This window comes from Azohydromonas caseinilytica (assembly GCF_012927045.1).
Classification (GTDB): Bacteria; Pseudomonadota; Gammaproteobacteria; order Burkholderiales; family Burkholderiaceae_C; genus Azohydromonas; species Azohydromonas caseinilytica.
In genome coordinates, this window is the sequence record NZ_JABBFW010000023.1 from 1 (window position 1) to 22,136 (window position 22,136).

Sequence of the window (22,136 nt, forward strand, 5' to 3'; positions counted from 1 at the left end):
CGCCGCGCGGCCAAGCCCGCGGTTAAGAAGGACTACGTCAGCCACCGCGAAGCCTCGCGCCATGTCGCCACAGCGCGTGTTCTGGCCCGCGGTCGCCTTGACTGATCAACGCACCTTGAAAGGGGTGCTATTTAAGCCTCGCGCCGGCACAACTAACTTTCACGGCGTCGCAGCAACCGGGGCGCCCCTCCAGACGGCGCAGCACCATGCTCCTTCGCCGCAGCGGGCCCGGGCCCGAACCGTTCACCCCGCACACGCCTGCCGCTGAGCATGTGCCGGCCGTGCAGTGGCGTGACGAGACCATCGTGCTGCCCGGCGCCGCCGGCGCCCGGCTGCGCTGGTGGAGCATGGATGGCGCCCAGGCCGGCAATACCGCCCGGCCCTGGGTGCTGCATTTCCACGGCGGCGCCTTCACGCGCGGCTCGCTCGGCGAGGGCGCGCCCGTGGCGCGGGCGCTGGCCGCCGCCGGCGCCACCGTCGCGGCGCTGGACTACCCGCTGGCGCCCGAAGCGCCCTTTCCGCAGGCCATCGAGCTGGGCCATGCCGTGCTGCGCTGGCTGGCCCTGCCGCGGCACGCGCGCCGGCGCGGCGCCCTGCTCGTCGCCGGCGAGGAGGCCGGCGGCAACCTCGCCGCGGCCGTCGCGCTGATGGCACGCGACCGCGCCGGCCCGGCGCTGGCCGGGCAGATCCTGCTGTCGCCGCTGCTGGACGTGTGCGTGGCCACCGCCTCGCAGCGCCAGGCCGGCGCCGGCGCGGCCGGCTGCCCCTGCGACGCCGGCTGGCGCGCCTACCTGCCGCGGCCGGCCGACGCCGCCCATCCCTACGCCACCCCCGGCACCGCGCTGCGCCTGGCCCGGCTGCCGCGCAGCCTGCTGCTCACCGCCGCCGACGACCCGCTGCGCGACGAGACCCGCGCCTACGCCCGCCGCCTGGGCGCGGCCGGCGTGCCGGTGGAGCTGCGCGAGCTGGGCGAGCCCACCGGCTGGCCGGCCAGCTACGCCCGCGCCGCCGACGCGCCCTGGAGCGCCGCCCTGCGCCGGCACCTGCACCGCTTCCTGCACGACCTTTCCCTCTGATTCCGGAGTCGCCATGACCACCCCCACAAGACGCCCCCGCGCTGGCCTGATCGCCGCCGCCATCGCGCTGGCCGCCGTCGCGGCTGTTCCCCTGCTGCCAGGCCTGCACGAGGGCAGCGCGCAGGCCACCGCCCCCGCATCCGTACCGCCCCCGCCGCCGGTGTCGGTCGCCACCGTGGCCGCCACCGAGGTGGACGGTTGGCAGGAGCTCTCGGGCCGGCTGGAGGCCATCGAGCGCGTGGACGTGCGCTCGCGCGCTGCCGGCACGGTGCAGTCGGTGCACTTCCGCGAGGGCTCGCTGGTGCGCCAGGGCGACCTGCTCTTCACCATCGACCCCGCCCCCTACGCGGCCGAGGTGCAGCGCGCCGACGCCCAGGTGGTGGCGGCGCGCTCCCGCCTGGCGCACGCCCGCAGCGAGCAGGAGCGCTCGCTGCGGCTGTGGGAAGAGCGCGCCATCGCGCAGCGCGAGCTCGACGAGCGCAACCACGCGCTGGCCGAGGCCGACGCCGGGCTGCGCGCAGCCGAAGCGGCCCTGCAGACGGCCCGGCTGAACCTGGGCTACACGCAGGTGCGCGCGCCCATCGCCGGGCGCATCGGCCGCATCGAGGTCACGGCCGGCAACCTGGTGGCCGCCGGCCCCGGCGCGCCGGTGCTGACCACGCTGGTGTCGGTGCACCCGATCTACGCCAGCTTCGACGCCGACGAGCAGCTCGTGGCCCGCGCCCTGGCCGGCCTGCCGGGCGGCAGCGGCGCGCGCGAGCAGCTGAGCCGCATTCCCGTGCGCATGGGCACGGCCGGCCAGGCCGAGTTCGCGCACGAGGGCCGGCTGCAGCTGGTGGACAACCAGGTCGATGCCCGCAGCGGCACGATCCGCGTGCGCGCCGTGTTCGACAACCGCGACGGCGCGCTGATCCCGGGCCAGTTCGCGCGGCTGCGCCTGGGCCAGGCCACGCGCACGCCGGCGCTGCTGGTCAACGAGCGCGCCGTCGGCACCGACCAGGACAAGCGCTTCGTCATCGTCGTCGGTCCCGACAACAAGGCCAGCTGGCGCGAAGTGAGGCTCGGCGCCGCGGTGGACGGGCTGCGCATCGTGACGCAAGGGCTGCAGGCCGGCGAGCGCATCGTCGTCAACGGCCTGCAGCGGGTGCGGCCCGGGAGCCTCGTCGCCCCGCGCGAGGTGGCGATGGACGCCAAGCCCGAAGTGACCGCCCGGCGCGACGGCGCGCCGCAATCGTGAGCTGAACGGAGCGCCGCCATGAACGTTTCCAGGTTCTTCATCGACCGGCCCATCTTCGCCGGCGTGCTGTCGCTGCTGATCTTCCTGGCCGGGCTGCTGGCGCTGCGCACGCTGCCCGTGGCCGAGTACCCGGAAGTCGTGCCGCCCACGGTGGTGGTGCGCGCGCAGTATCCCGGCGCCAACCCCAAGGTCATCGCCGAGACCGTGGCCACGCCGCTGGAGGAGGCCATCAACGGCGTCGAGGGCATGCTGTACATGAACAGCCAGGCCACCACCGACGGCGTGATGACGCTGACGCTGACCTTCGCCCTGGGCACCGACCCCGACAAGGCCCAGCAGCTGGTGCAGAACCGGGTGGCGCAGGCCGAGCCGCGGCTGCCCGAGGAAGTGCGCCGCACCGGCGTGACCACCATCAAGAGCTCGCCGGACCTGACGCTGGTGGTGCACCTGGTCTCGCCCAACGGCCGCTACGGCATCGATTACCTGCGCAACCACGCCGCCATCAACCTCAAGGACCGGCTGGCGCGCGTGCCGGGCGTGGGACAGGTGCAGCTGTGGGGCGGCGGCGAGTACGCCATGCGCGTGTGGCTGGACCCGCACAAGATGGCCGAGCGCGGCCTGGCCGCCGGCGACGTCGTGGGTGCGATCCGCGAGCAGAACGTGCAGGCGGCGGCGGGCGTGCTCGGCGCCTCGCCGGGGCTGCCCGGCGTGGACCTGCAGCTGCCCATCAACGCCCAGGGCCGGCTGCAGGACGCCGAGCAGTTCGGCGACATCATCGTGCGCACCGGCGCCGACGGCGCGGTGACGCGGCTGCGCGACGTGGCGCGGCTGGAGCTGGGCGCGGCCGACTACGCGCTGCGCTCGCTGCTGGACAACCGGCCGGCGGTGGCCATCGCGGTGCTGGCGGCGCCGGGCTCCAACGCCATCGCCATCGCCGACCAGGTGCGTGCCACCATGGCGGAATTGAAGGCCTTCATGCCCGAAGGCGTGGACTACGAGGTGGTGTACGACACCACGCAGTTCGTGCGCGCCTCCATCGAGTCGGTGGTGCACACGCTGCTGGAGGCGGTGGCGCTGGTGGTGCTGGTCGTGATCCTGTTCCTGCAGACCTGGCGCGCTTCCCTCATCCCGCTGCTGGCGGTGCCGGTGTCGGTGGTGGGCACCTTCGCGGTGATGCACCTGTTCGGTTTCTCGATCAACGCGCTGAGCCTGTTCGGGCTGGTGCTGGCCATCGGCATCGTGGTGGACGACGCCATCGTGGTGGTCGAGAACGTGGAGCGCAACATCGAGGCCGGCCTGGCCCCGCGCGAGGCCACCTACCGCGCCATGCGCGAGGTGTCGGGTCCGATCGTCGCCATCGCGCTGGTGCTGGTGGCGGTGTTCGTGCCGCTGGCCTTCATCAGCGGCCTGAGCGGCCAGTTCTACAAGCAGTTCGCGCTGACCATCGCCATCTCGACGGTGATCTCGGCCATCAACTCGCTCACGCTCTCGCCGGCCCTGTCGGCGCTGCTGCTCAAGGCGCACGGCGCGCCCAAGGACGCGCTCACGCGCGCCATGGACCGTGGCCTGGGCGGGCTGTTCCGCGGCTTCAACCGCCTCTTCGGCCGCGGCGCCCAGGCCTACAGCGGCGGCGTGGGGCGCGTGATCTCGCGCAAGGCGCTGATGCTGGGGCTGTACCTGGCGCTGGTGGCGGCCGCCTTCGGGCTGTTCAAGGCGGTACCGGGCGGCTTCGTGCCGGCGCAGGACAAGCAGTACCTGATCGGCTTCGCGCAACTGCCCGACGGCGCCACGCTGGACCGCACCGAGGCCGTGATCCGCCGCATGGGCGAGATCACGCTGCAGCAGCCCGGCGTGGAGCACGCGGTGCAGTTCCCGGGGCTGTCGATCAACGGCTTCACCAACAGCGCCAACTCCGGCATCGTCTTTGCGGCGCTGGCGCCCTTCGAGCAGCGCCAGGGGCCGGGCCTCACCGGCGCCGAGATCGCGCAGCAGCTCAATGCGAAGTACGCCGCGATCGAGGATGCCTTCGTGGTGATGTTCCCGCCCCCGCCGGTGCAGGGCCTGGGCACCACGGGCGGCTTCAAGCTCCAGCTGCAAGACCGCGCCTCGCTGGGCTACGCGGCCATGGACGCGGCGGTGAAGGCCTTCATGGCCAAGGCACAGCAGGCGCCGGAGCTGGCCGGGCTGTTCTCCAGCTACCAGGTGAACGTGCCGCAGCTCTTCGCCGACATCGACCGCACCAAGGCGCGCCAGCTCGGCGTGGCCGTGACGGACGTGTTCGAGGCGCTGCAGACCTACCTGGGCAGCCTGTACGTCAACGACTTCAACCAGTTCGGCCGCACCTACACCGTGCGCGTGCAGGCCGACGCCGCCTTCCGCGCCCGGGCCGAGGACGTGGGCGCGCTCAAGGTGCGCGCCGCCAGCGGCGAGATGGTGCCGCTGTCCGCGCTGCTGACGCTGCAGCCCAGCTTCGGGCCGGAGCGGGCCATGCGCTACAACGGTTTTCTCTCCGCCGACATCAACGGCGGCCCGGCGCCGGGCTTTTCATCGGGACAGGCGCGCGCGGCCGTGGAGCGCATCGCGGCGCAAACGCTGCCGCCGGGCATCGGCTTCGAGTGGACCGAGCTGACCTACCAGGAGATCCTGGCCGGCAACTCCGCAGTGTGGGTGTTCCCGCTGGCGATCCTGCTGGTGTTCCTGGTGCTGGCCGCGCTCTACGAGAGTTTTACCTTGCCGCTGGCCATCATCCTGATCGTGCCGATGGGGCTGCTGGCGGCGCTGGCGGGCGTGTGGCTGAGCCACGGCGACAACAACGTCTTCACGCAGATCGGCCTGGTGGTGCTGGTGGGGCTGAGCGCCAAGAACGCGATCCTGATCGTCGAGTTCGCGCGCGAGCTGGAATTCGCCGGGCGCACGCCCGTGCAGGCCGCCATCGAGGCCAGCCGGCTGCGCCTGCGGCCGATCCTGATGACCTCGCTGGCCTTCGTGATGGGCGTGCTGCCGCTGGCCTTCTCCACCGGCGCCGGCGCCGAGATGCGCCAGGCCATGGGCATCGCCGTGTTCGCCGGAATGATCGGCGTCACCGCCTTCGGCCTGTTCCTCACGCCGGTGTTCTACGTGCTGATGCGCGCCCTCACCGGCAACCGGCCGCTCAAGCTGCACGGGCAGGTGCCGCATCTCGAAGCTTTCGCCGCTGCCGAGCCGGAGGTGCGCCGCGGCGGCGGGCGCGACCCGCATCCGCTGCCGGCCGCGCCCGTGTCGCGCCATGAGTGAGCCACGAATGAGCCCCGTCGCCCTGGAGATTCGTCCATGAACGCCCTGCCGTCATCGTCGCGCCGCCTGTCGGCGCTGTTCCTGGCGCTGGTGCTGGCCGGCTGCGCCAGCACGCCGGAGCCCTTGCCCCCGCCGCTGGCGCAGATGCCGGCCGCCTTCCGCGAGGCCGGCTGGCAGCCGGTGGACGCGGTGCCGCTGCCGGCCGGCGCGCGCTGGTGGCGCGCTTTCGGCGACCCGCAGCTCGACGCGCTGGTGGAGCGCGCGCTGCAGGACAACCCCGGCCTGCACGTCGCCGCGGCGCGGCTGGCGCAGGCCCGTGCCGTGCTGCGCGCCACCGACGCCCAGCGCGCGCCGCAAGTGGGCCTCGACGCCGGCGTCGGGCGCGGCGGGCAGCGCGCGCTGGGCGAGCCGCCGGCCACCGCCGCCAGCGTGGTGGCCGGCGCGTCCTGGGAGGTGGACCTGTTCGGCCGCCTGGCCTCGGCCAGCAACGCCGCCGCGCTGGATGCCCGCTCGCGCGAGGCGCTGCTGCACGGTGCCCGCGTGGCGGTGCAGGCCGAGGTGGCGCAGCGCTACTTCGCGCTGCGGGCGCTGGACGACGAGCGCTCGCTGGTGCAGCAGTCCGTCGCGGCCTACTGCGAGTCGTTGCAGCTGCTGGAGCGGCGCCAGGCCGCGGGCGACGTGGCCGAACTGGACGTGGCCCGGCTGCGCAGCGAGGCCGCCGCCACCGAGGCCGACGCCATCGCCCTGGAGCGCCAGCGCCAGCAGTTGGAGCACGCGCTGGCGCTGCTCACCGGCGTGCCGCCTTCCGAGTTGCGCATTGCGCCCGGCGCCTGGGGCGCGGCGCTGCCGGCCGTGCCGCCCGGCATGCCCAGCGCGCTGCTGGTGCGCCGGCCCGACGTGCTGGCGGCGCAGGCCTCGCTGGGCGCGGCGCAGCAGCGCATCGGCATCGCGGAAGCGGCGTGGTTCCCCAGCCTGGCGCTGACGGCGCAAGGCGGCTTCGCCTCCACGGCGCTGTCGGACCTGCTCACGGCCTCGGCGCGCGCCTGGAGCGTGGGCGCGCTGCTGGCGCTGCCGCTGTTCGATGGCGGCCGGCGCCGCGCCGGGGTGGAGAGTGCGCGCGCCGAATTCGACGCCGCCTTCGGCAGCTACCGCGAGCAGGTGCTGGTCGCTTTCCGCGACGTGGAAGACGGCTTGTCGGCGCTGCGGCTGCTGGACCAGCAGGCGCGGGTCAATGCCCAGGCGGTGGACGCCGCCGTGCGCGCCACGACGCTGTCGGACACGCGCTATCGCAACGGCTTCGTCAGCCAGCTGGAGCTGCTGGACGCCCGCCGCAGCGAGCTGCGCAACCGGCGCCAGGCGCTGCAGGTGCGCGCCGCGCAGTTCCAGACCACGGTGGGGCTGATTCGCGCGCTGGGCGGGGGGTGGGATGAGGGAACGGCGGTGTCCTCGGCGTCCTGAAGACGCCCGGTCGTCGTGGCGCCGGGCTCAGGCGCAGGCCAGCGCCTGCGCGCCGGCGGTGCGCCGCACGGCCGGCCGGCGGAACTCCTTGCCGATCACCGCGCGGGCATAGAGGTAGTGGCGCAGGGCCTGCTCGCCCAGCTCATCCATGTCCACCTGGCCGCGCGCGTCGCACGGGAAGGCGCAGGCACGCTCCGGGTCGATCAGCGATTCGAAGCGCAATTCGTAGCCGGGCTGCTCCAGGTCCAGGGTGCTCATGAAAACAGTCTCCTTTGCACACCCTTGCTCCTGCACTGTCCGTGCCAGCCTGGTGCGGACCGTTTTCCTGGGTAAACCCTGACTCACGAACTGTGCTTTAACGCACATCAAGCGCGCCGCATCGGCGGGACAGGACATTCCCGAACCCGGACGCGCGCTGGGGTGAGAAAAGCGTCACGGTTCCAACCCTCGGCATGCTGTGCCGGTGTTCCAGGCGGCTGCTCCAGCCTGGAGCGCCGGTTGGCGCAGCGCCGGCGCGTGGACCGGCCGCCGGCGTGACAAGCTTCCGCATCCCCGTCACGAGGCCTGCCATGACTGCCGTCCCACCTTCCGACTCCTCATTCGCCAAGCCGGACGCCGCGCCTGCCGGTGCCGACATCGTCGAGCTCGATGCGCGGGCGCTGTCACGCGCCATCGCCGAGCGCCGCGTGTCCTGCCGCGAGGTGATGCAGGCCTACCTGGCGCAGATCGAGCGCTTCAATCCGCAGGTCAACGCGCTGGTCTCGCTGCAGCCGGCGGAGGAGCTGCTGCGCCAGGCCGACGAGCGCGATGCGCAGCTGGCGCGCGGCGAGCGCCTGGGCTGGATGCACGGCTTTCCGCAGGCACCCAAGGACCTGGCGGCCACCGCCGGCATCGTCACCACCATGGGCTCGCTCACCCTGAAGAGCCACGTGCCGCGCGAGGACGCCGCCGTGGTGGAGCGCGTGCGCCGCGCCGGGGCGATCCTCATCGGCAAGAGCAACACGCCCGAGTTCGGCCTGGGCTCCAACACCTACAACCGCGTCTTCGGCATCACGCGCAACGCCTTCGACCCGGGCCGCAGCGCCGGGGGCAGCAGCGGCGGCGCCGCGGTGGCGCTGGCGCTGCGCCTGCTGCCGGTGGCCGACGGCAGCGACATGATGGGCTCGCTGCGCAACCCGGCGGCCTGGAACAACGTCGTGGGCTTCAGGCCCTCGCTGGGCCGCGTGCCTTCGGTTCCCGCGCGCGACGTGTTCTACCAGCAGCTGGCAACGGAAGGCCCGATGGCGCGCAGCGTCGCCGACGCCGCGCTGCTGCTGTCGGTGCAGGCCGGCTTCGACCCGCGCAGCCCGCTGTCCCTCGACGAGGACCCGGCATGCTTCGCCGCCCCACTGCGGCGCGAGTTCAAGGGCGCGCGCATCGGCTGGCTGGGCGACTACGGCGGCTACCTCGCCACCGAGCCGGGCTTGCTGGCGCTGTGTACCCAGGCGCTGCACCATTTCGAGAGCCTGGGCTGCACGGTGGAGCCGGTGCTGCCGGACTACCCGATGGAGCGGCTGTGGCGCTGCTGGCTGGCGCTGCGCGGCTTCGTCGTGGCCGGCCTCACCGGCGAGGTCGTCGCCAACGAGCGCGCCCGCGCCCTGGTCAAGCCCGAATTGGTCTGGGAAGTCGAGCAGGGACTGCGGCTGACGGCCGCCGACCTGTGGCAGGCCACGGTGGCGCGCTCCGACTGGTACCAGGCGCTGCGCGCGCTGTTCGAGCGCTTCGACTTCCTGGTGCTGCCGGCGGCGCAGGTGTTTCCCTTCGACGCCGGGCTGGACTGGCCGAAATCCATCGCCGGCCGGGCGATGGACAGCTACCACCGCTGGATGGAGGTGGTGATCGGCCCCACCCTGGCCGGGCTGCCCACGGCCGCCGTGCCCGCGGGCTTCGATGCGCAGGGCCTGCCCATGGGACTGCAGATTTTCGGACCGGCCCAGCAGGATCTGGCGGTATTGCAGATCGCGCACGCCTATGAGCAAGCCAGCGGCTGCACGAAAGTCCGCTCACCGTTACTGGACTGATATTCAAACCCGGGGAATTCCTGTCCCTTGCCTTCGGGATTTGACGAAAATCGCGTGACAGATTGTCAACGCCTGGCGCGGCTGCGCACCGAGGGATAGCGAAATACCTTGCCGATCACCGCCCGGGCGTACAGATAACGGTGCAGGGCGGAATCGCCCAGGCGGTCCATATCCACCTGCCCGCTCGCGTCACAGGGAAAGGCACAGTCGTGGCGCGGATCGCTCAAGGGCTCGAAATGCAGCTCGTAACCGGTCTGCTCAAGGTCTGAATTGCTCATGTGGTGCTCTCCTTGGCGCCTTTGCCATTCGACGGAATGTGCGATCTCAAATCCTTTCAAACAGTTCTTAGCATCGAGCGTGCCAGCGCCGCCTCAGGAAATTCATGGCCTGGGCCGGAAATAAAAATAGCCGCCGCAGCGGGTTTTCTGGACGAATTTACAAACCACGGGCCGGTCGGCGTCGGACGATGCCCGCGTTGGGCTCGATGAGCAGCGGATGCGCGGTGGCGCCGGGCACGGCGGTCCTCACCGCCGCAGCGACGCCCGCGCCGTCGGCCTCCTGATGCCGGTCGCCGGGGTGGGTCCGGTTCCGCTCAAGGAGGCGAATCAGCCGGGCGACCGGCCCGGTGCGCTGCCGTCCGGTCCGGCCAGCAAGGCCTGCCGTACCTGCTCGGCATCGGCGCGCAATTGCGCCGCCAGCCCCACCGCCAGCTCCAGGCGGCGCAGCGCCCAGGGATTGAGGTCCTGCTCCGGCAGGTCGGCCGGCAGGGCCGCCGTGGCGGCGTTGGCGGACGCCGCCGGCAGCGCCATCGGGGCCCCGGCCGCGAGCGTGGCGGCGATGCCCTCCGCGGCCTGCGCCAGAGGCGCGCGCAAGGCGGCGAGGTCCAGGCGCCCGCGGCGCAGCAGCAGCATGGTCTTGAGCGCGGTGAGCTGCGCCAGCAGCTGGTAGCCGTGGGCCAGCACCCGCTCCAGCGGCTCCAGCGGCGGGCGCACGGCGCGCGGCTCGGCCAGCGAGCGCTGCGTGGCCTGCACCAGCGCGGACAGGCTGTCATAGGCCTCGCGCCGCGCCAGCCGCCACTCCAGCTCGGGCTCGTCGTCCACGGCCTGCAGCTGGCCCAGCGCCAGCGCGATGCGCGCATGCCGCGCCTGGGCCTTGAGCACGCGCGTGATCAGCCCGGGCAGCTGCTGGCGCTCCCAGGACGGCAGCACGTAGGCGAAGGCCCAGGCCAGGCCCACGCCCAGCAGCGTGTCGGCCAGCCGCTCCACGATGTCGAACACCGGGCCGGCGCCCCCGCCACCGTGCAGCAGGTAGGCCTGCACCAGGCCCAGCACCGTGGCGGCCACGGCCGTGGCGAGGTAGCGCCGCACGGCAAAGGCATGCGCCACCGCCTGCGCCAACGTCAACGCCAGCAGCAGCAGCCAGGACGGCGGGTGTGCGGCCAGCAGCGCGCCCGCGAGCACGCAGCCCAGCGCCGTGCCGGCCACGCGGCTGTTGCGCCGCTCCAGCGTCTGGGCCAGGCTGCCGCGCAACACCACCACGATGGTCAGCAGCACCCAGTACTCGTGCGTGCCCCAGGGCAGCGCCTGCGCCAGCGCGTAGGCCGTGCCCACCGCCAGCGCGGCGCGGATGGCATGGCGCAGCGGCGGCGCGTCCCAGCGCCACAGCGCCAGGAAGGGCCGCCACGACCAGGCCGTGGGGCTGACGAACAGCTGCCAGGCCGCGCGCACCGCGGGCAGGTCGGGCTCGCGCTCGCCGCGGGCCAGCGCCCGCGCCCGCGCCACCTCGTCGGCCACGTGGCGCACGCGGTTGGCCAGGCTGCGCGCCAGGTGCGTGGCGGGCTGGCCCGGGTGCGCCAGGGCGTGGATCTGGTCCCACGGCAGGCGGCGCAGGCGCTCGCGGCGCTTCTCGCCGGCCGTGGGGGGCTGGTCGATGAGCAGCGCATCGGCCAGCGCCTCGGCCTGCGCGGCGGCCGCTTCCAGCACCGTGCGCAGTCCCGCCAGCACCGGCGCATGCTCGGCCCGGGACTGCAGCGGCTCCAGGTCCAGCTCGCAGGCCAGCAGGTGGTCGCGCAGCTCCAGGCCATGCAGCAGCAGGGCGGCCAACCGCTGCCGTTGCGGCGTGCGCGGTGACTCCAGCACCACGTCGCGCGCGGCCTGCAACCGGTCGGTCAGCGCGGCCTGGTTCCGCAGCAGCGGACCCAGCGCAGCCTGCGCCGGCGTATCGCCCTGGGCCGGCGTGAAGCGCGTGGCCTGCAGCCGCATCAGCCCGGCCAGGGCCAGCCAGGCATCGGCCAGCATCTGGCGGCGGTAGCGCCGGTTCAGCAGCGCATTGGCCGCCGTGGCCCACAGCAGGTAGAGCCCGGCGCCCAGGGCGAAACACGCCGCCGTCCGCAGCCCCGTGCCGTCGTCCGCATGCCGCGGCACCGCCATGGCGAACACCGCGGCGAAGGTGACCGACATGGTGATGGGCAGCCCGCGCTTGCCCCAGGCGCCGGCCAGGAAGGCCAGGAAGGTCGCGGGCACCAGCAGCAGGCCGCGCAGCAGCGGCGCGTCCTGCAGCGCGTGGATGGCCCAGAACAGCGGCAGGCCGAACAGCGCCGCCGGCAGCAGCTGCCAGAACTTGCCGCGCTGCGGCGCGGGATGGTCCGGCGGGATGCAGACGATGGCGCCCACCGAGGCCACCGAGCCCGCCGCCGCGCCCAGCCACCAGTGCACGCCGCTGGAGACCAGCAGCAGCCCCAGCGCGGCCGACAGGCCGTTGCTCACATGGGCGCTCAGGGCCACGCGCAGCGCCTGCCGGGCGCGCGCGTCGGCCGGCTGCAGGCGCAACCACCCGGGACGGCGCATCGGGCCTCGGGCCTGCGTCATGGACGGGCGCCGCCCCGCTTCTGGTAGGTGCCCACCAGCTCGGCCTGTGCCAGCACATGGCCGCGCATCGCCGCCTCCAGCGCGGCCTTGGTGGGCGGCGCCAGCGGCGGCAGCACGGCATCGAGCGCGTAGAGCTTGAAGAAGTAGCGGTGGCGGCCGATGGGCGGGCAGGGGCCGCCGTAGCCCGGGCGCTGCCAGTCGTTGTGCCCGTCCAGCGCGCCCTGCGGCGTGGCGCCGCCCTCGGGCAGGCCGGCGAGGTCGGGCGGGATGTTGTAGAGCACCCAGTGCACCCAGGTGCGCTGCGGCCGGGCCGGATCGGGCGCGTCCGGATCGTCCACCACCAGCGCGAGGCTGCGCGTGCCCTCGGGCACCCCCTGCCACGACAGCGGCGGCGCGCGGTCGGACCCTTCGCAAGTGTGGACGGACGGGATCTCGCCCTGCGGCGTGAAGGCGGTGGAGCTCAGTTGCATGCACGTCTCCGGTGAACGAGGCGGCGCGAAGGCGCCGGCCGCTCACGGGCACAAGCCGTGCCGCCCCGGCGCCGGCTACGCTGCGGGCCGGGCCCTTGGCCTTTGATTACCTTGCAAGGAGACCGCATGAGCGATTTCGTCATTCCGCCTCCGGCCACGCCCTCCGTGGCCGTGGCCGGCAGCAGCGCGCGCTTCCCCATCCGGCGCGTGTTCTGCGTGGGCCGCAACTACGCGGCGCACGCGCGCGAGATGGGCAACGACCCCAACCGCGAGCCGCCCTTCTTCTTCATGAAACCCGCCGACGCGGTGGTGCCGGCCGACGGCGAGGTGCCCTACCCCACGCTCACCGACAACCTGCACCACGAGGTCGAGCTGGTGGTGGCGCTGGGCGGCGGCGGCAGCCGCGTGGCGCCGGAAGACGCGCTGGCCCTGGTGTGGGGCTACGGCGTGGGCGTGGACCTCACCCGGCGCGACTTGCAGGACGTGGCCAAGAAGATGAGCCGGCCCTGGGACTGGGCCAAGGGTTTCGATGCGTCCGCACCCTGCAGCCCGCTGCAGCCGGTGGACGCGGTCGGCCACCCCGAGGCCGGGCGCGTGTGGCTGCAGGTCAACGGCGAGCTGCGCCAGCAGGGCGACCTGACGGAACTGATCTGGCCGGTGCCGGACATCATCAGCCACGTCTCGCGGGCCGTGGCGCTGCAGCCCGGCGACCTGATCTTCACCGGCACGCCCGCCGGCGTCGGCGCCCTGCAGCCCGGCGACCGCGTGCAGGGCGGCGTGGCCGGCGTGGCCGCCTTCGATTTCACGATGGGGCCGCGCCCGGCTTGATTCCCGGCCCACCGGCTATCCGGGCGCGCGTCCCGGCCCCTGGCGACGCGCGTCCGATTTGCTTATTCAATTGCCGGGAAATTGGTTGCGCTGATCAACGTAGCGAGCGCTAACTCAGTAACGGCGGGCGCATAAACACCTGCGCGGACTAATGTGTCAGATGTTTTCAATCGCCAAGCATTGTCATCATGCTGCACCGCAGCACGAATTCATATCTATCATCTCGACCGGCACTCCAAGCGACTCGCCTGCGCGCTTCAAATCCGCGCAGTGAGTATTCTCGTTTCAATCATATTTTGTATCATGTTTGCATCCAGACGAAAGCGAAGTAGACGGCCCCTTCCGCTGTTGGCACGATGCATTCCCGGTCGACGCGCCCCCTGAGCGCGGCACATTCCGGCAAAAACCCTCCGAATTCCTGAGGATTTTTTGAGACCAGGGCTTTGCCGCCCCGGTCGAGAGATATCCAAATCGTTGCCGTGCGTCGGTGCCCTGCCGACGCTTGAGCCCGAATCAGAACTCGCCCCCATAACCCGGCCGTAATGGCTTGGCGCTGGGATGCCTTTTGTGTCTGTTTTTTATAGACATCATGAAGCCCTTAAACCAGCATTCCCGTATCGCCCTGATTTCGTCACTGATGGCGACCGTTTTCCTGGCCAGCGCCTGTGGCGGTGGCCAGGAAAACGAAAATGTCCCCAGCGGCACCGCAAATTCCACCGAATCTGCTCAGGATATTTCCCCCACGTCACAAGGAACCTGGCAGCGAATTGCCGGCGAATGGAGCTACTTCAAACTCGGCAGCCGCAGTTTCGTGCGCTACGGCGCGGGCTCGCAGTGGGTCGGCCGCTATGTCGAGGCCGGCTCGGCGCAGTGCGCCAATGATTTCTTCGGCTCCGACCCGGCGCCCGGCGTGACCAAGAGCTGCGAGGTCTATGTCGAGGGCAGCGCCCCGGCGCCCGCGCCGGCTCCCGCCCCCGCGCCGGCTCCCGCACCGGCCCCTGCGCCGGCACCGGCGCCCGTGCCGGCGGGCTCGGCGCAGCTGAGCTGGAGCGCGCCCTCGGGCAGCGTGGCCGGCTACCGCGTCTACTACGGCACGTCCTCGGGCAGCTACCTGCAGGCCAAGGGCAGCGGCCTGTACGTCACCAACACCAGTTTCACCGTGCCCTCGCTCAACAGCGGTACGACCTATTACTTCGCCGTCACGGCCGTGGACGCCTCGGGCGCCGAAAGTACCTATTCGGGCGAGGCATCGAAGGCGATTCCCTGAACCATCATCCGGATCACGGGTTGACGCACATCACGGTCTGAGAAAAGGCACGCAATGAACACCAAACAAGTCTTCCGTTGGCTGGCGCTCACCGCCACCCTGCTGCCGGCGCTGGCCAGCGCCGCCACTTATTACGTGCGCCCGGGCGCCAGCGGCGATAACTCCGGCAAGGACTGGGCCAACGCCTTCCCCACCCTGCCGGCCAATCTCACGCGCGGCGACACCTACTACATCGCCGGCGGCCTGTACGCGGCGCGCACCTTCAACACGCCCACCAGCGGCAGCGCCACCATCACCATCAGGAAGGCCACCCCGGCCGACCACGGCACCAGCACCGGCTGGAGCGACGGCTACGGCACCAGCCAGGCGGTGTTCGGCGGCGGGCTGAACTTCACGACCTCGAACTGGGTCATCGACGGCCAGACCGGCGGCGGCGCGGCCAACGGCTGGAAGGGCAACTTCGGCATCAAGATCGTCGAGCGCGGCGACGGCAACGCGCTGCTCAAGGTGGGCTACAACAGCCAGGCCGACAACGTCACCATCCGCCACGTCGATCTAGTGGGCAAGGGCAGCGTCAGCAACTCCGGCGGCTCCTACTCCAACGACGGCCTGGCCGTGTACGGCGACGCCAACGTGACGCTGTCCTACTTCCGCATGACCGGCATCGGCCGCTGCCCGCTGTTCGTCAGCCCGCGCAACCTGGTCGTCGAGCACGGCTGGATCGAGTCCTACAACGGCTCGGGCGCCGTGCACTCCGAGGTCGCCAGCATCTGGGGCTTCTCCGGCGCCGTGGGCGACGTGACCTTCCGCCACAACCTGGTCACCGACATCCGCAGCACCGGCGGCCTGATGTGGGACAACTCCTCCAACCCCGACGCCAAGCTGCTGGTCTACGGCAACGTGTTCTACCGCCCGGCCGGCGCGAACTGGGAGCGTGCCAACGGGGTCATCGGCGGCTGGACCGGCAACAGCGGCGAAGAGTTCCACAACGCCAAGGTCTACAACAACGCCTTCATCAACGTGGACCAGGCCAGCCTGAGCACGCTGCCGCGCGTGGCCTCCAACAACGAGGCCTACAACAACATCTTCTACAACAGCAGCAGCCCCAGCTTCTCGCGCTTCGCCCGCCACGACTACAACCACTTCGTCAATTCGGGCAGCGTGCAGGGCGAGTCGCGCGGCACCACGGCCACCGACAACCCCTTCGTGGACATCGCCAACCTGGACTTCCGCCTCAAGCGCGGCACCAGCGCCGGCATGCCGCTGTCCGCACCCTTCAACATCGACGCGATGGGCAATGCCCGCGGCGCGGACGGCACCTTCGAGCGCGGCGCCTTCGAGTACGAGACCGGCGCGATCTCCGTGTCGGCGCCCACCAACCTGCGCGCCCAGTAAACGCCGGCGGCACGCTCTCTTCCCTTTTCCAGGCGGCACGGGCGCCTTTCAGGGCGGCCTCGGGCCGCCTTTTTTTGCCCGACCGGCGTGCCGGCCCAGGCTCTGCCGCAGACGATCCGCCGGCGCTGGAGAAAAGGATTGGTCAGCCTGGCTGGACAACGGTTCCAGCGAGTGCCGATGTTGTCCAGCTCCCCTGAACAATCCACGGTCCTGGACGACAGGGCCCCGGCAGGGCCGGCCCGTTCGGGCGTCCGCCGCAAAACGGCCTCAGGCCAGGTTCAAGCCGCTTCCAGCTTGAACTCGTCCACCACGCCCTGCAGGGCCTGGGCCTGGGCGGCGAGCGCGGCGGTGGCGGCGCCGGCCTGCTGCACCAGCGCGGCGTTCTCCTGCGTCGCCCGGTCCATGTGCGAGACGGCCTGGTTGACCTGCTCGATGCCCGAGCTCTGCTCCACCAGCGCGGCCGAGATCTCGCCCAGGATCACGTTGACGCGCTGCACCGCCTGCACGATGTCGCGCATCGTGCCGCCGGCCTGCCGCACCAGCGCCGAGCCGCTGTCCACGTGCTCGACGGCATCGGTGATGAGGCCCTTGATCTCCTTGGCCGCCTGCGAGCTGCGCTGCGCCAGGTGCCGCACCTCGCCGGCCACGACCGCGAAGCCGCGGCCCTGCTCGCCGGCGCGCGCCGCCTCCACCGCGGCGTTGAGCGCCAGGATGTTGGTCTGGAAGGCGATGCCCTCGATCACGTCGATGATGTCCGACACCTTCCTGGAGCTGGTGTTGATGGCGTCCATCGTCCCCACCACCCGCTCCATCACCACCCCGCCCTGCTCGGCCACCTGCGAGGCCTGCGCCGCCAGCCCGGTGCCGGAGCGCGCGCGCTCGGCGTTCTGCTTCACGGTGTCGGTGAGCTGCATCATGCTGGCGGCCGTCTGCTGCAGCGAGGCGGCCTGCTGCCCGGTGCGCCGCGACAGGTCGCCGTTGCCGCCGTCGATCTGCCGCGAGGCCGTGGCGATGGTGTCGGTGGAGCGCTTGATGCGCGTCACCAGGTCGGTGAGCGTGTCCTCCATGTGGCCCAGTGCGCCCAGCAGCCGCCCGAATTCGCCGCCCTGCTCGGTCCTGAACTCCTGGCTCAGGTCCCCGGCCGCCACGGTCTCGGCGATGTGGACGGCCTGGTCCAGCGGCTGCGTGATGGCGCGCACCAGCACGAAGGCGCAGCCCACGCCCAGCACCAGCCCGACGCCGGCCAGCACGGCCATCCAGCGGCTGGCGCCTTGCACCTCCTGCTCGATGGCAAGGTCCGCCGCGGTCGCCACCGCCGACCCGGCGGGCCGCTCCTGCGCCTGGCGCTGCCGGTGCAGCCGGCCGACGTCCTGCAGCGCACTGATACCCAGCGCGGCCAGTGCCAACATGAACAGCAGCACCGAGGCAAAGCCAAGGGACAGCACGGTGCGGGTCTTGAGCTGGTTGAGGAACAAGGCGTCTCCTTTTTTCTTAATGGAAGCTGACACCTTTCATCGGCCTTACAGGCTGCTTATTGAGACCACTCAAAGGCCGGCTCCCACTCGCTGGGAAATTCACGGGCCTTGACGCGCCGGCGCGGCGAATGCGCCCCGGCTCAATCCCGCGTGCAGCCCGGGCCCGGCAGCTCGGCGCATTCCTGGAACACGCGCACGGTGCAGCGGCGGCAGGTGTCGCAGTCCAGGCGATGCGTGATGGCCGCAATCGCGCGGCGCTTGTCGGGAAAGATGTGGTCCGCGCCCAGCTCGTCGAGGAAGCCGTCGCGCCGCCACTGCGCCAGCACCGGCGGGCGCGGGCGGTGGAAGTACAGGTCGCCGCCCAGGGCACGGCGCGCGTGCAGCTCCTGGCGCCACAGGTCGGCACCGGCCACGTCGATGAAGTTCATGCTCTTGGCCATCACCAGCAGGTGCTTCTGGGGGCGCGGCCGGTCGCGCAGCGCCTGCAGCTGGTTGGCCACATGCGCGGTGGCGCCGAAGTAGACCGAGCCCTCCATGCGCAAGAGCTTGAGCTGGGGACACTCGGGCAGCGCGTCGGGCGTGTGCGCCACCACCACGAAGGGCCGGTGCGCGTCGGCACGGTCGCGGTTGAAGCCCATGGTGCGCATGGCCGGGCGCGAGGTGCGGTGCAGGTACAGGCCCAGCGAGAGCGCGCTGCCGATGAGCACCGCGATCTCCAGGCGCAGCGTCAGCGTGGCGGCCAGCGTGATCAGCGCCACGGCCAGCTCCTGGCGGCTGGCGCGCGCGAGCCGTTTCCAGCGCGGCAGGTCCAGCAGCGTCCAGCCCACCAGCACCAGCAGGCCCGCGATGGCGGCATAGGGAATGTGCGCCAGCACCGGCGCGGTCAGCGCCACCAGCGGGATCAGCAGCAGCGCGGAGAACACCGCCGCCAGCGGCGAGCGCGCCCCGGCTTCCAGGTTCGGCATGGAACGGTTGAGCGAGCCGCAGGAGACGTAGCAGGAGAACAAGCCGCCGACGAGGTTGGACAGGCCCTGGCCCAGGAACTCGCGGTTGGCGTCGATGCGCTGGCCCGAGCGCGCGGCCACGGCCTTGGCGATGGCAATGGACTGCGCCAGCGCCACCACGGTCAAGGCCGCGGCGATGCCCAGCAGCTGCGGCAGTTGCGCCACCTGCACGCCGGGCAGGTGAAAGGGCGGCAGTGGCGAGGGCAGCGGCCCCAGCACCCGCAGTTGCCAGGCCGGGGGCGCCCAGCGCTCCAGCGCCCAGGCCAGCAGCGTGCCGGCGGCCAGCGCGATCAGCATGAAGGGCGAGCCGCGTCGCCACTGCCGCAGCCCAGCGGCCGCACCCAGTGTCACGACGGCCACCAGCAGCGCGCCGGGCCGCGGCGCCTGCGTGAGGGCCGCGCGCAGCACGTCCGCGGCGCTGGGGCCCGGCGGCAGCGCCAGGCCCAGCGCGTCCTTCAAGGCGTGCACGGCAATGAGGCCCGCCGCGCCGGCGGTGAAGCCCAGCAGCGCGGTCGGGGAAATGAAGTTGGCGATGGCCCCGAGCCGCAGCGCGCCGGTGGCGAACTGCAGCAGCCCCACCAGCACCGTCACGGCCAGCGCCAGCTCGATGTAGGCCGGGCTGCCCACGGCCGCCAGCGGCGCCAGCATCGCGAACAGCGCCAGCGAGTTGGCATTGGTCGGGCCGGACACCACGTGGCGGCTGGAGCCCGCCAGCGCGGCCACGATGCAGGGCACCACGGAGGAATAGAGCCCGTACTGCGGCGGCAGCCCCGCCAGCGTGGCGAAGGCGATGCCCTGCGGCAGCACCAGCACCGCGCCCAGCAGCCCGGCCAGCAGGTCGGCGCGCAGGCTTTGAGGCCAGGGAGAGGGAAGGAAACGCGAGCGCAGGGCGGAGGATGCTTTGGCCATGGTGCACCCGAGGTTAGCGCCTGGCCGGCGCTGGGCACCCGGCCCGCGGCGCCCAGCCGCGTCATGCCGGAGATTGCAGGCGCTTAGCACCATGATGAGCGCATGGCAAGGCTCGGTGCCCAAGCACCACACCGCGTCCGTATCGGATGTATCGGTTACCTACCCTCCCGGTCTACGGGGGATACGCGCCGTTGCGTCCCCGGCAGAAATCCAGCGGCTCGCAACAGGCCCGGCACAGGGCGGCTGGCCTACTGCCTCAAATTGCCACTTCACGCCGCTCCATGTCCCAAGTGCCGTTCCAGCTTCCTGCTTCAGCCTCATCTCTGCCCGCGCGCTTACCAGACGCGGCACCGCCAGGCCAGCCCCCACCCGGCCAACAGGACAGCGGTCTTTGCAGGCCCTGGACGGCAGTGGCGGGATGCACGGTGCCGCGCGGCGCCTGAGCGGGCATGCGGGAGGGATGGAAGCAGCGCACGGCCCGGTTTCTTCACGGGCTGCTGGCCGTGGGCCTGGGACTGTTCCAATCGGGACGCGGCCACACCCGACAACGCTGGGTCCGGGCCACCGACCTCGAAGCGCTGGCCAGGCGCCTGCATGACTTCGAGCGGCAGCTGGGCCGGGCGCGCGGGCACTACGCGCGCAAGCACCTGTCGCGGCAAGAGATGGAGCTGGTGTGCCGGCGCACCGTCGATGAGGTGCAGACGCTGCTGCAGCCGCTGCACCCCACCGTGGCGGGCCCGGGTGCCTCCTGGGCGCTGGAGCGGCTGCGCGAGGTGCTGCACCGCTGGCAGGAACAGAGTGCCGCCGTGGCCGCGCAGCCGCTGCAGCAGGCGGACGTGAGCGACCTGCAGGCGCGGCTGCTGGAAATCACCACGGCGCTGTACCTGTGCGCCCGCGTGGACGACCGCGACGGCGGCTGGTAGGGCCGGCTCGTCCCTGCCGCGCCCGGGCCTGGGTGCAACGTCTCAGCGCGCGTCGAACTGCGCGCGCACGAAGCGCCAGACCAGGCGCGAGGCATCGGGCCCGTGCGGGTCGCCGAAGCGCTGGCGCGCGTCGCCGCCGCTCCAGGCGTGGCCCAGGCCCTGCACCTCGCACAGCGTGGCCACCGTGCGGCGCCCGCACTTGTAGTCCGTGACCTGCATCGCGTGGCGCTGGCCGCGCTGCACGGTGCGCCACGCGCCGCACCGGGCGCCGGCCGCCTGCGCCCACAGTTCGGCCGCGGCGGCGGCGTTGCGCGTGGACACCACCCGGTCCGCGCTGCCGTGCAGCACCAGCAGCGGCGGCAACGGCACGCCAGGCTGAAGCGGCAGGCCCAGCGGCACGGTGGCGATGGCGCCATGGCCGAGCATGGCGCGCAGCGCCGTGGCCGAGGAACGGGCCAGGCCCGGCGGCACGCCGGAGTGCATTGCCACCGCGCGGAACAGTTGCGGCCGCCGCACGCCCAGCAGCGCCGCCATGCTGGCGCCGGCCGACAGGCCGGCCACGGCGATGCGCTCCCGGTCCACCGCATGCAGCAGCGCCACCTGCTCGACCGCCGTCGCCAGCGTGGCGACCTCGGCCAGCGCCTGGCCGCTGCGCGTGTCGTACCAGTTCCAGCAGCCCTGCGGATGGGCCAGGCGGTCCTGCTCGGGGTAGAGCACCATGAAGCCCTCGCGGGCGGCCAGCCGGTTCATGCCCGTGCTCAGCGCGAACTCGCGCGCGTCCTGGCCGCAGCCGTGCAGCATCACCAGCAGAGGCAGGCGCCGGCGCACGGGCACGGCCGGGCGGAACAGGTACCAGCGCCGCGTCCCGGCCGGCCCCAGCACCGCGCCCTGCAGCCACTCGCCCCGGCCCGGTGGCGGCTGGCGCGCCGCCGCCGCGGCCCGGGCCAGCTCGCGCGTGGTCCGCTCCTGCGCCTGGGTCAAGGCGCGGGCCTGGCGCTTGGCGGCGCGCTGCCACAGCGTGGCAAGCTTGGTGGCAGCCATCAGGCCGGCGGCCTTCCCTGCCAGCCCAGCCGCCTGGACATCTCCGCCGCGGCCTCGCGCACCGCCCTGGCCGCGGCGGAGTCCCAATCCACGGGCAGATCTTCCTGGTGGCCCAGCGCGGTGATGACCAGCACGGCCTGGCCCTCGTGGTCCAGCACCGGGGCGCTGAAGGCGTTGACGTTGGGGATGGGCCGGCCTTCGGCCCGCACCACGCCATGCTGGCGCACGTCCTCGCGCGCCTGCTGCACCAACGCCTCTTCCTCGCGAGTGAGCGCTGCGCCGGGCCGAGCCGGATCGCCCAATGCCCCGGCCATGGCCGACGCGATGCGCTCGTTCGGCAAGGCGGCGGCAAAGGCGCGTCCGGTGGCGGTGTGCAGCACCGACATCACGGTGCCGGCGCGCATCGCCACCAGCAGCGGTTGGCGCGCCTCGATCATGCGCACCACGGTCGGGCCGAAGTTGCCCCACAGCGCCAGCGCCACGGCGTAGCCCGTCTCGTCCGCCAGCCGCTCCGCGATCGGACCGGCCACGCGCATCGGATCGAGCTGGTGCAGGCAGGTCAGCCCCAGCTGCAGCGCCGCCGGGCCCAGCGCGTAGCGGCCAGTGTGCGGGTCCTGCTCGATCAGCCCCAGCTTGCCGAAGCTCACCAGGTACGGATGCGCGCGCGCGGGCGGCAAGCCGGCCTGCCCGGCCAGATCCTTCAGCGACATCGGCCCCGGGTTGGCTGCCAGCACCAGCAGCAGCCGCCCGCCCACCTCCACCGACTGCACGGCGCGCTGGCCGCTCTCTTCCTGCGCGTTCACGGCTTGAGCCACGCCATCTCCCTTGAATCCATCAGAGTTTTCCCTATGAG

Annotated in this window: 17 protein-coding genes; 9 read left to right on the forward strand and 8 right to left on the reverse strand. The window is 72.3% G+C overall.

Going from position 1 to position 22,136, the window contains the following annotated elements; all coding sequences use genetic code 11:
* Positions 1-206: 206 nt before the first annotated feature.
* From HHL10_RS22885 to HHL10_RS22900, 4 genes are read left to right on the forward strand one after another with little or no spacing between them, the layout of a single operon-like run.
* On the forward strand, positions 207-1,076 hold the full coding sequence (locus tag HHL10_RS22885) for an alpha/beta hydrolase (RefSeq protein WP_235971736.1): 870 nt from the start codon (positions 207-209) through the stop codon (positions 1,074-1,076).
* A 13-nt stretch (positions 1,077-1,089) separates the two neighbouring features.
* Positions 1,090-2,313: an efflux RND transporter periplasmic adaptor subunit gene (locus tag HHL10_RS22890; protein ID WP_169162726.1), complete on the forward strand. Its 1,224-nt coding sequence runs from the start codon at positions 1,090-1,092 to the stop codon at positions 2,311-2,313.
* 18 nt (positions 2,314-2,331) lie between these two features.
* Positions 2,332-5,586, forward strand: coding sequence for an efflux RND transporter permease subunit (locus HHL10_RS22895; RefSeq protein WP_169162727.1), 3,255 nt, complete (start codon positions 2,332-2,334; stop codon positions 5,584-5,586).
* Between the two features lie 36 nt (positions 5,587-5,622).
* Entirely contained in the window at positions 5,623-7,044 is a 1,422-nt protein-coding gene (locus HHL10_RS22900) for an efflux transporter outer membrane subunit (RefSeq protein WP_169162728.1), read from the forward strand.
* Positions 7,045-7,071: 27 nt separating this feature from the next.
* Here HHL10_RS22900 and HHL10_RS22905 read toward each other — a convergent pair whose 3' ends face one another.
* The gene (locus HHL10_RS22905) at positions 7,072-7,302 is read right to left on the reverse strand and encodes a hypothetical protein (RefSeq protein WP_169162729.1); all 231 of its coding nucleotides are present in this window, start codon (positions 7,300-7,302) and stop codon (positions 7,072-7,074) included.
* A 311-nt stretch (positions 7,303-7,613) separates the two neighbouring features.
* On the opposite strand from HHL10_RS22905, the gene HHL10_RS22910 reads away from it, so the two are divergent.
* The gene (locus HHL10_RS22910) at positions 7,614-9,104 is read left to right on the forward strand and encodes an amidase (protein WP_169162730.1); all 1,491 of its coding nucleotides are present in this window, start codon (positions 7,614-7,616) and stop codon (positions 9,102-9,104) included.
* Positions 9,105-9,169: 65 nt separating this feature from the next.
* Here the strand turns inward: HHL10_RS22910 and HHL10_RS22915 are convergent, their stop codons facing one another.
* The 3 genes from HHL10_RS22915 to HHL10_RS22925 form a co-directional block, all read right to left on the reverse strand.
* Positions 9,170-9,382: a hypothetical protein gene (locus HHL10_RS22915; RefSeq protein WP_169162731.1), complete on the reverse strand. Its 213-nt coding sequence runs from the start codon at positions 9,380-9,382 to the stop codon at positions 9,170-9,172.
* A gap of 327 nt (positions 9,383-9,709) precedes the next feature.
* A complete protein-coding gene (locus HHL10_RS22920) occupies positions 9,710-11,971 on the reverse strand; it encodes an FUSC family protein (RefSeq protein ID WP_375138975.1) in 2,262 nt (753 codons plus the stop codon).
* Positions 11,968-12,441 carry a YbhB/YbcL family Raf kinase inhibitor-like protein gene (locus HHL10_RS22925; protein ID WP_169162732.1) on the reverse strand — a complete coding sequence of 158 codons (474 nt, stop codon included), beginning with the start codon at positions 12,439-12,441 and terminating at the stop codon, positions 11,968-11,970. Before HHL10_RS22925 ends, HHL10_RS22920 begins: the two co-directional genes overlap by 4 nt.
* Before the next feature lie 126 nt (positions 12,442-12,567).
* On the opposite strand from HHL10_RS22925, the gene HHL10_RS22930 reads away from it, so the two are divergent.
* The 3 genes from HHL10_RS22930 to HHL10_RS22940 all read left to right on the forward strand — a co-directional run bounded on the left by HHL10_RS22930 (position 12,568) and on the right by HHL10_RS22940 (position 15,931).
* Positions 12,568-13,269 (forward strand): fumarylacetoacetate hydrolase family protein, encoded by a 702-nt coding sequence (locus tag HHL10_RS22930; protein WP_169162733.1) that lies wholly within the window; start codon positions 12,568-12,570, stop codon positions 13,267-13,269.
* Between the two features lie 811 nt (positions 13,270-14,080).
* A complete protein-coding gene (locus tag HHL10_RS22935; RefSeq protein ID WP_205833172.1) occupies positions 14,081-14,536 on the forward strand; it encodes a fibronectin type III domain-containing protein in 456 nt (151 codons plus the stop codon).
* Between the two features lie 54 nt (positions 14,537-14,590).
* Positions 14,591-15,931 (forward strand): hypothetical protein, encoded by a 1,341-nt coding sequence (locus tag HHL10_RS22940; protein ID WP_169162734.1) that lies wholly within the window; start codon positions 14,591-14,593, stop codon positions 15,929-15,931.
* Between the two features lie 278 nt (positions 15,932-16,209).
* Here HHL10_RS22940 and HHL10_RS22945 read toward each other — a convergent pair whose 3' ends face one another.
* Together HHL10_RS22945 and HHL10_RS22950 are read right to left on the reverse strand one after the other, a co-directional pair.
* Complete coding sequence (locus HHL10_RS22945; RefSeq protein WP_235971738.1) at positions 16,210-17,406, reverse strand: methyl-accepting chemotaxis protein; 1,197 nt, start codon at positions 17,404-17,406, stop codon at positions 16,210-16,212.
* Between the two features lie 140 nt (positions 17,407-17,546).
* Entirely contained in the window at positions 17,547-19,319 is a 1,773-nt protein-coding gene (locus HHL10_RS22950) for a SulP family inorganic anion transporter (protein ID WP_169162735.1), read from the reverse strand.
* Between the two features lie 449 nt (positions 19,320-19,768).
* Between HHL10_RS22950 and HHL10_RS22955 the strand changes: the two genes are divergently transcribed.
* On the forward strand, positions 19,769-20,242 hold the full coding sequence (locus tag HHL10_RS22955) for a hypothetical protein (RefSeq protein ID WP_169162736.1): 474 nt from the start codon (positions 19,769-19,771) through the stop codon (positions 20,240-20,242).
* Between the two features lie 42 nt (positions 20,243-20,284).
* Here HHL10_RS22955 and HHL10_RS22960 read toward each other — a convergent pair whose 3' ends face one another.
* Both HHL10_RS22960 and HHL10_RS22965 read right to left on the reverse strand, forming a co-directional pair.
* Positions 20,285-21,283, reverse strand: a complete 999-nt coding sequence (locus HHL10_RS22960) for an extracellular catalytic domain type 1 short-chain-length polyhydroxyalkanoate depolymerase (RefSeq protein ID WP_169162737.1) — start codon at positions 21,281-21,283, stop codon at positions 20,285-20,287.
* Positions 21,283-22,098: an IclR family transcriptional regulator gene (locus tag HHL10_RS22965; protein ID WP_310734658.1), complete on the reverse strand. Its 816-nt coding sequence runs from the start codon at positions 22,096-22,098 to the stop codon at positions 21,283-21,285. Before HHL10_RS22965 ends, HHL10_RS22960 begins: the two co-directional genes overlap by 1 nt.
* Between the last annotated feature and the right edge of the window lie 38 nt (positions 22,099-22,136).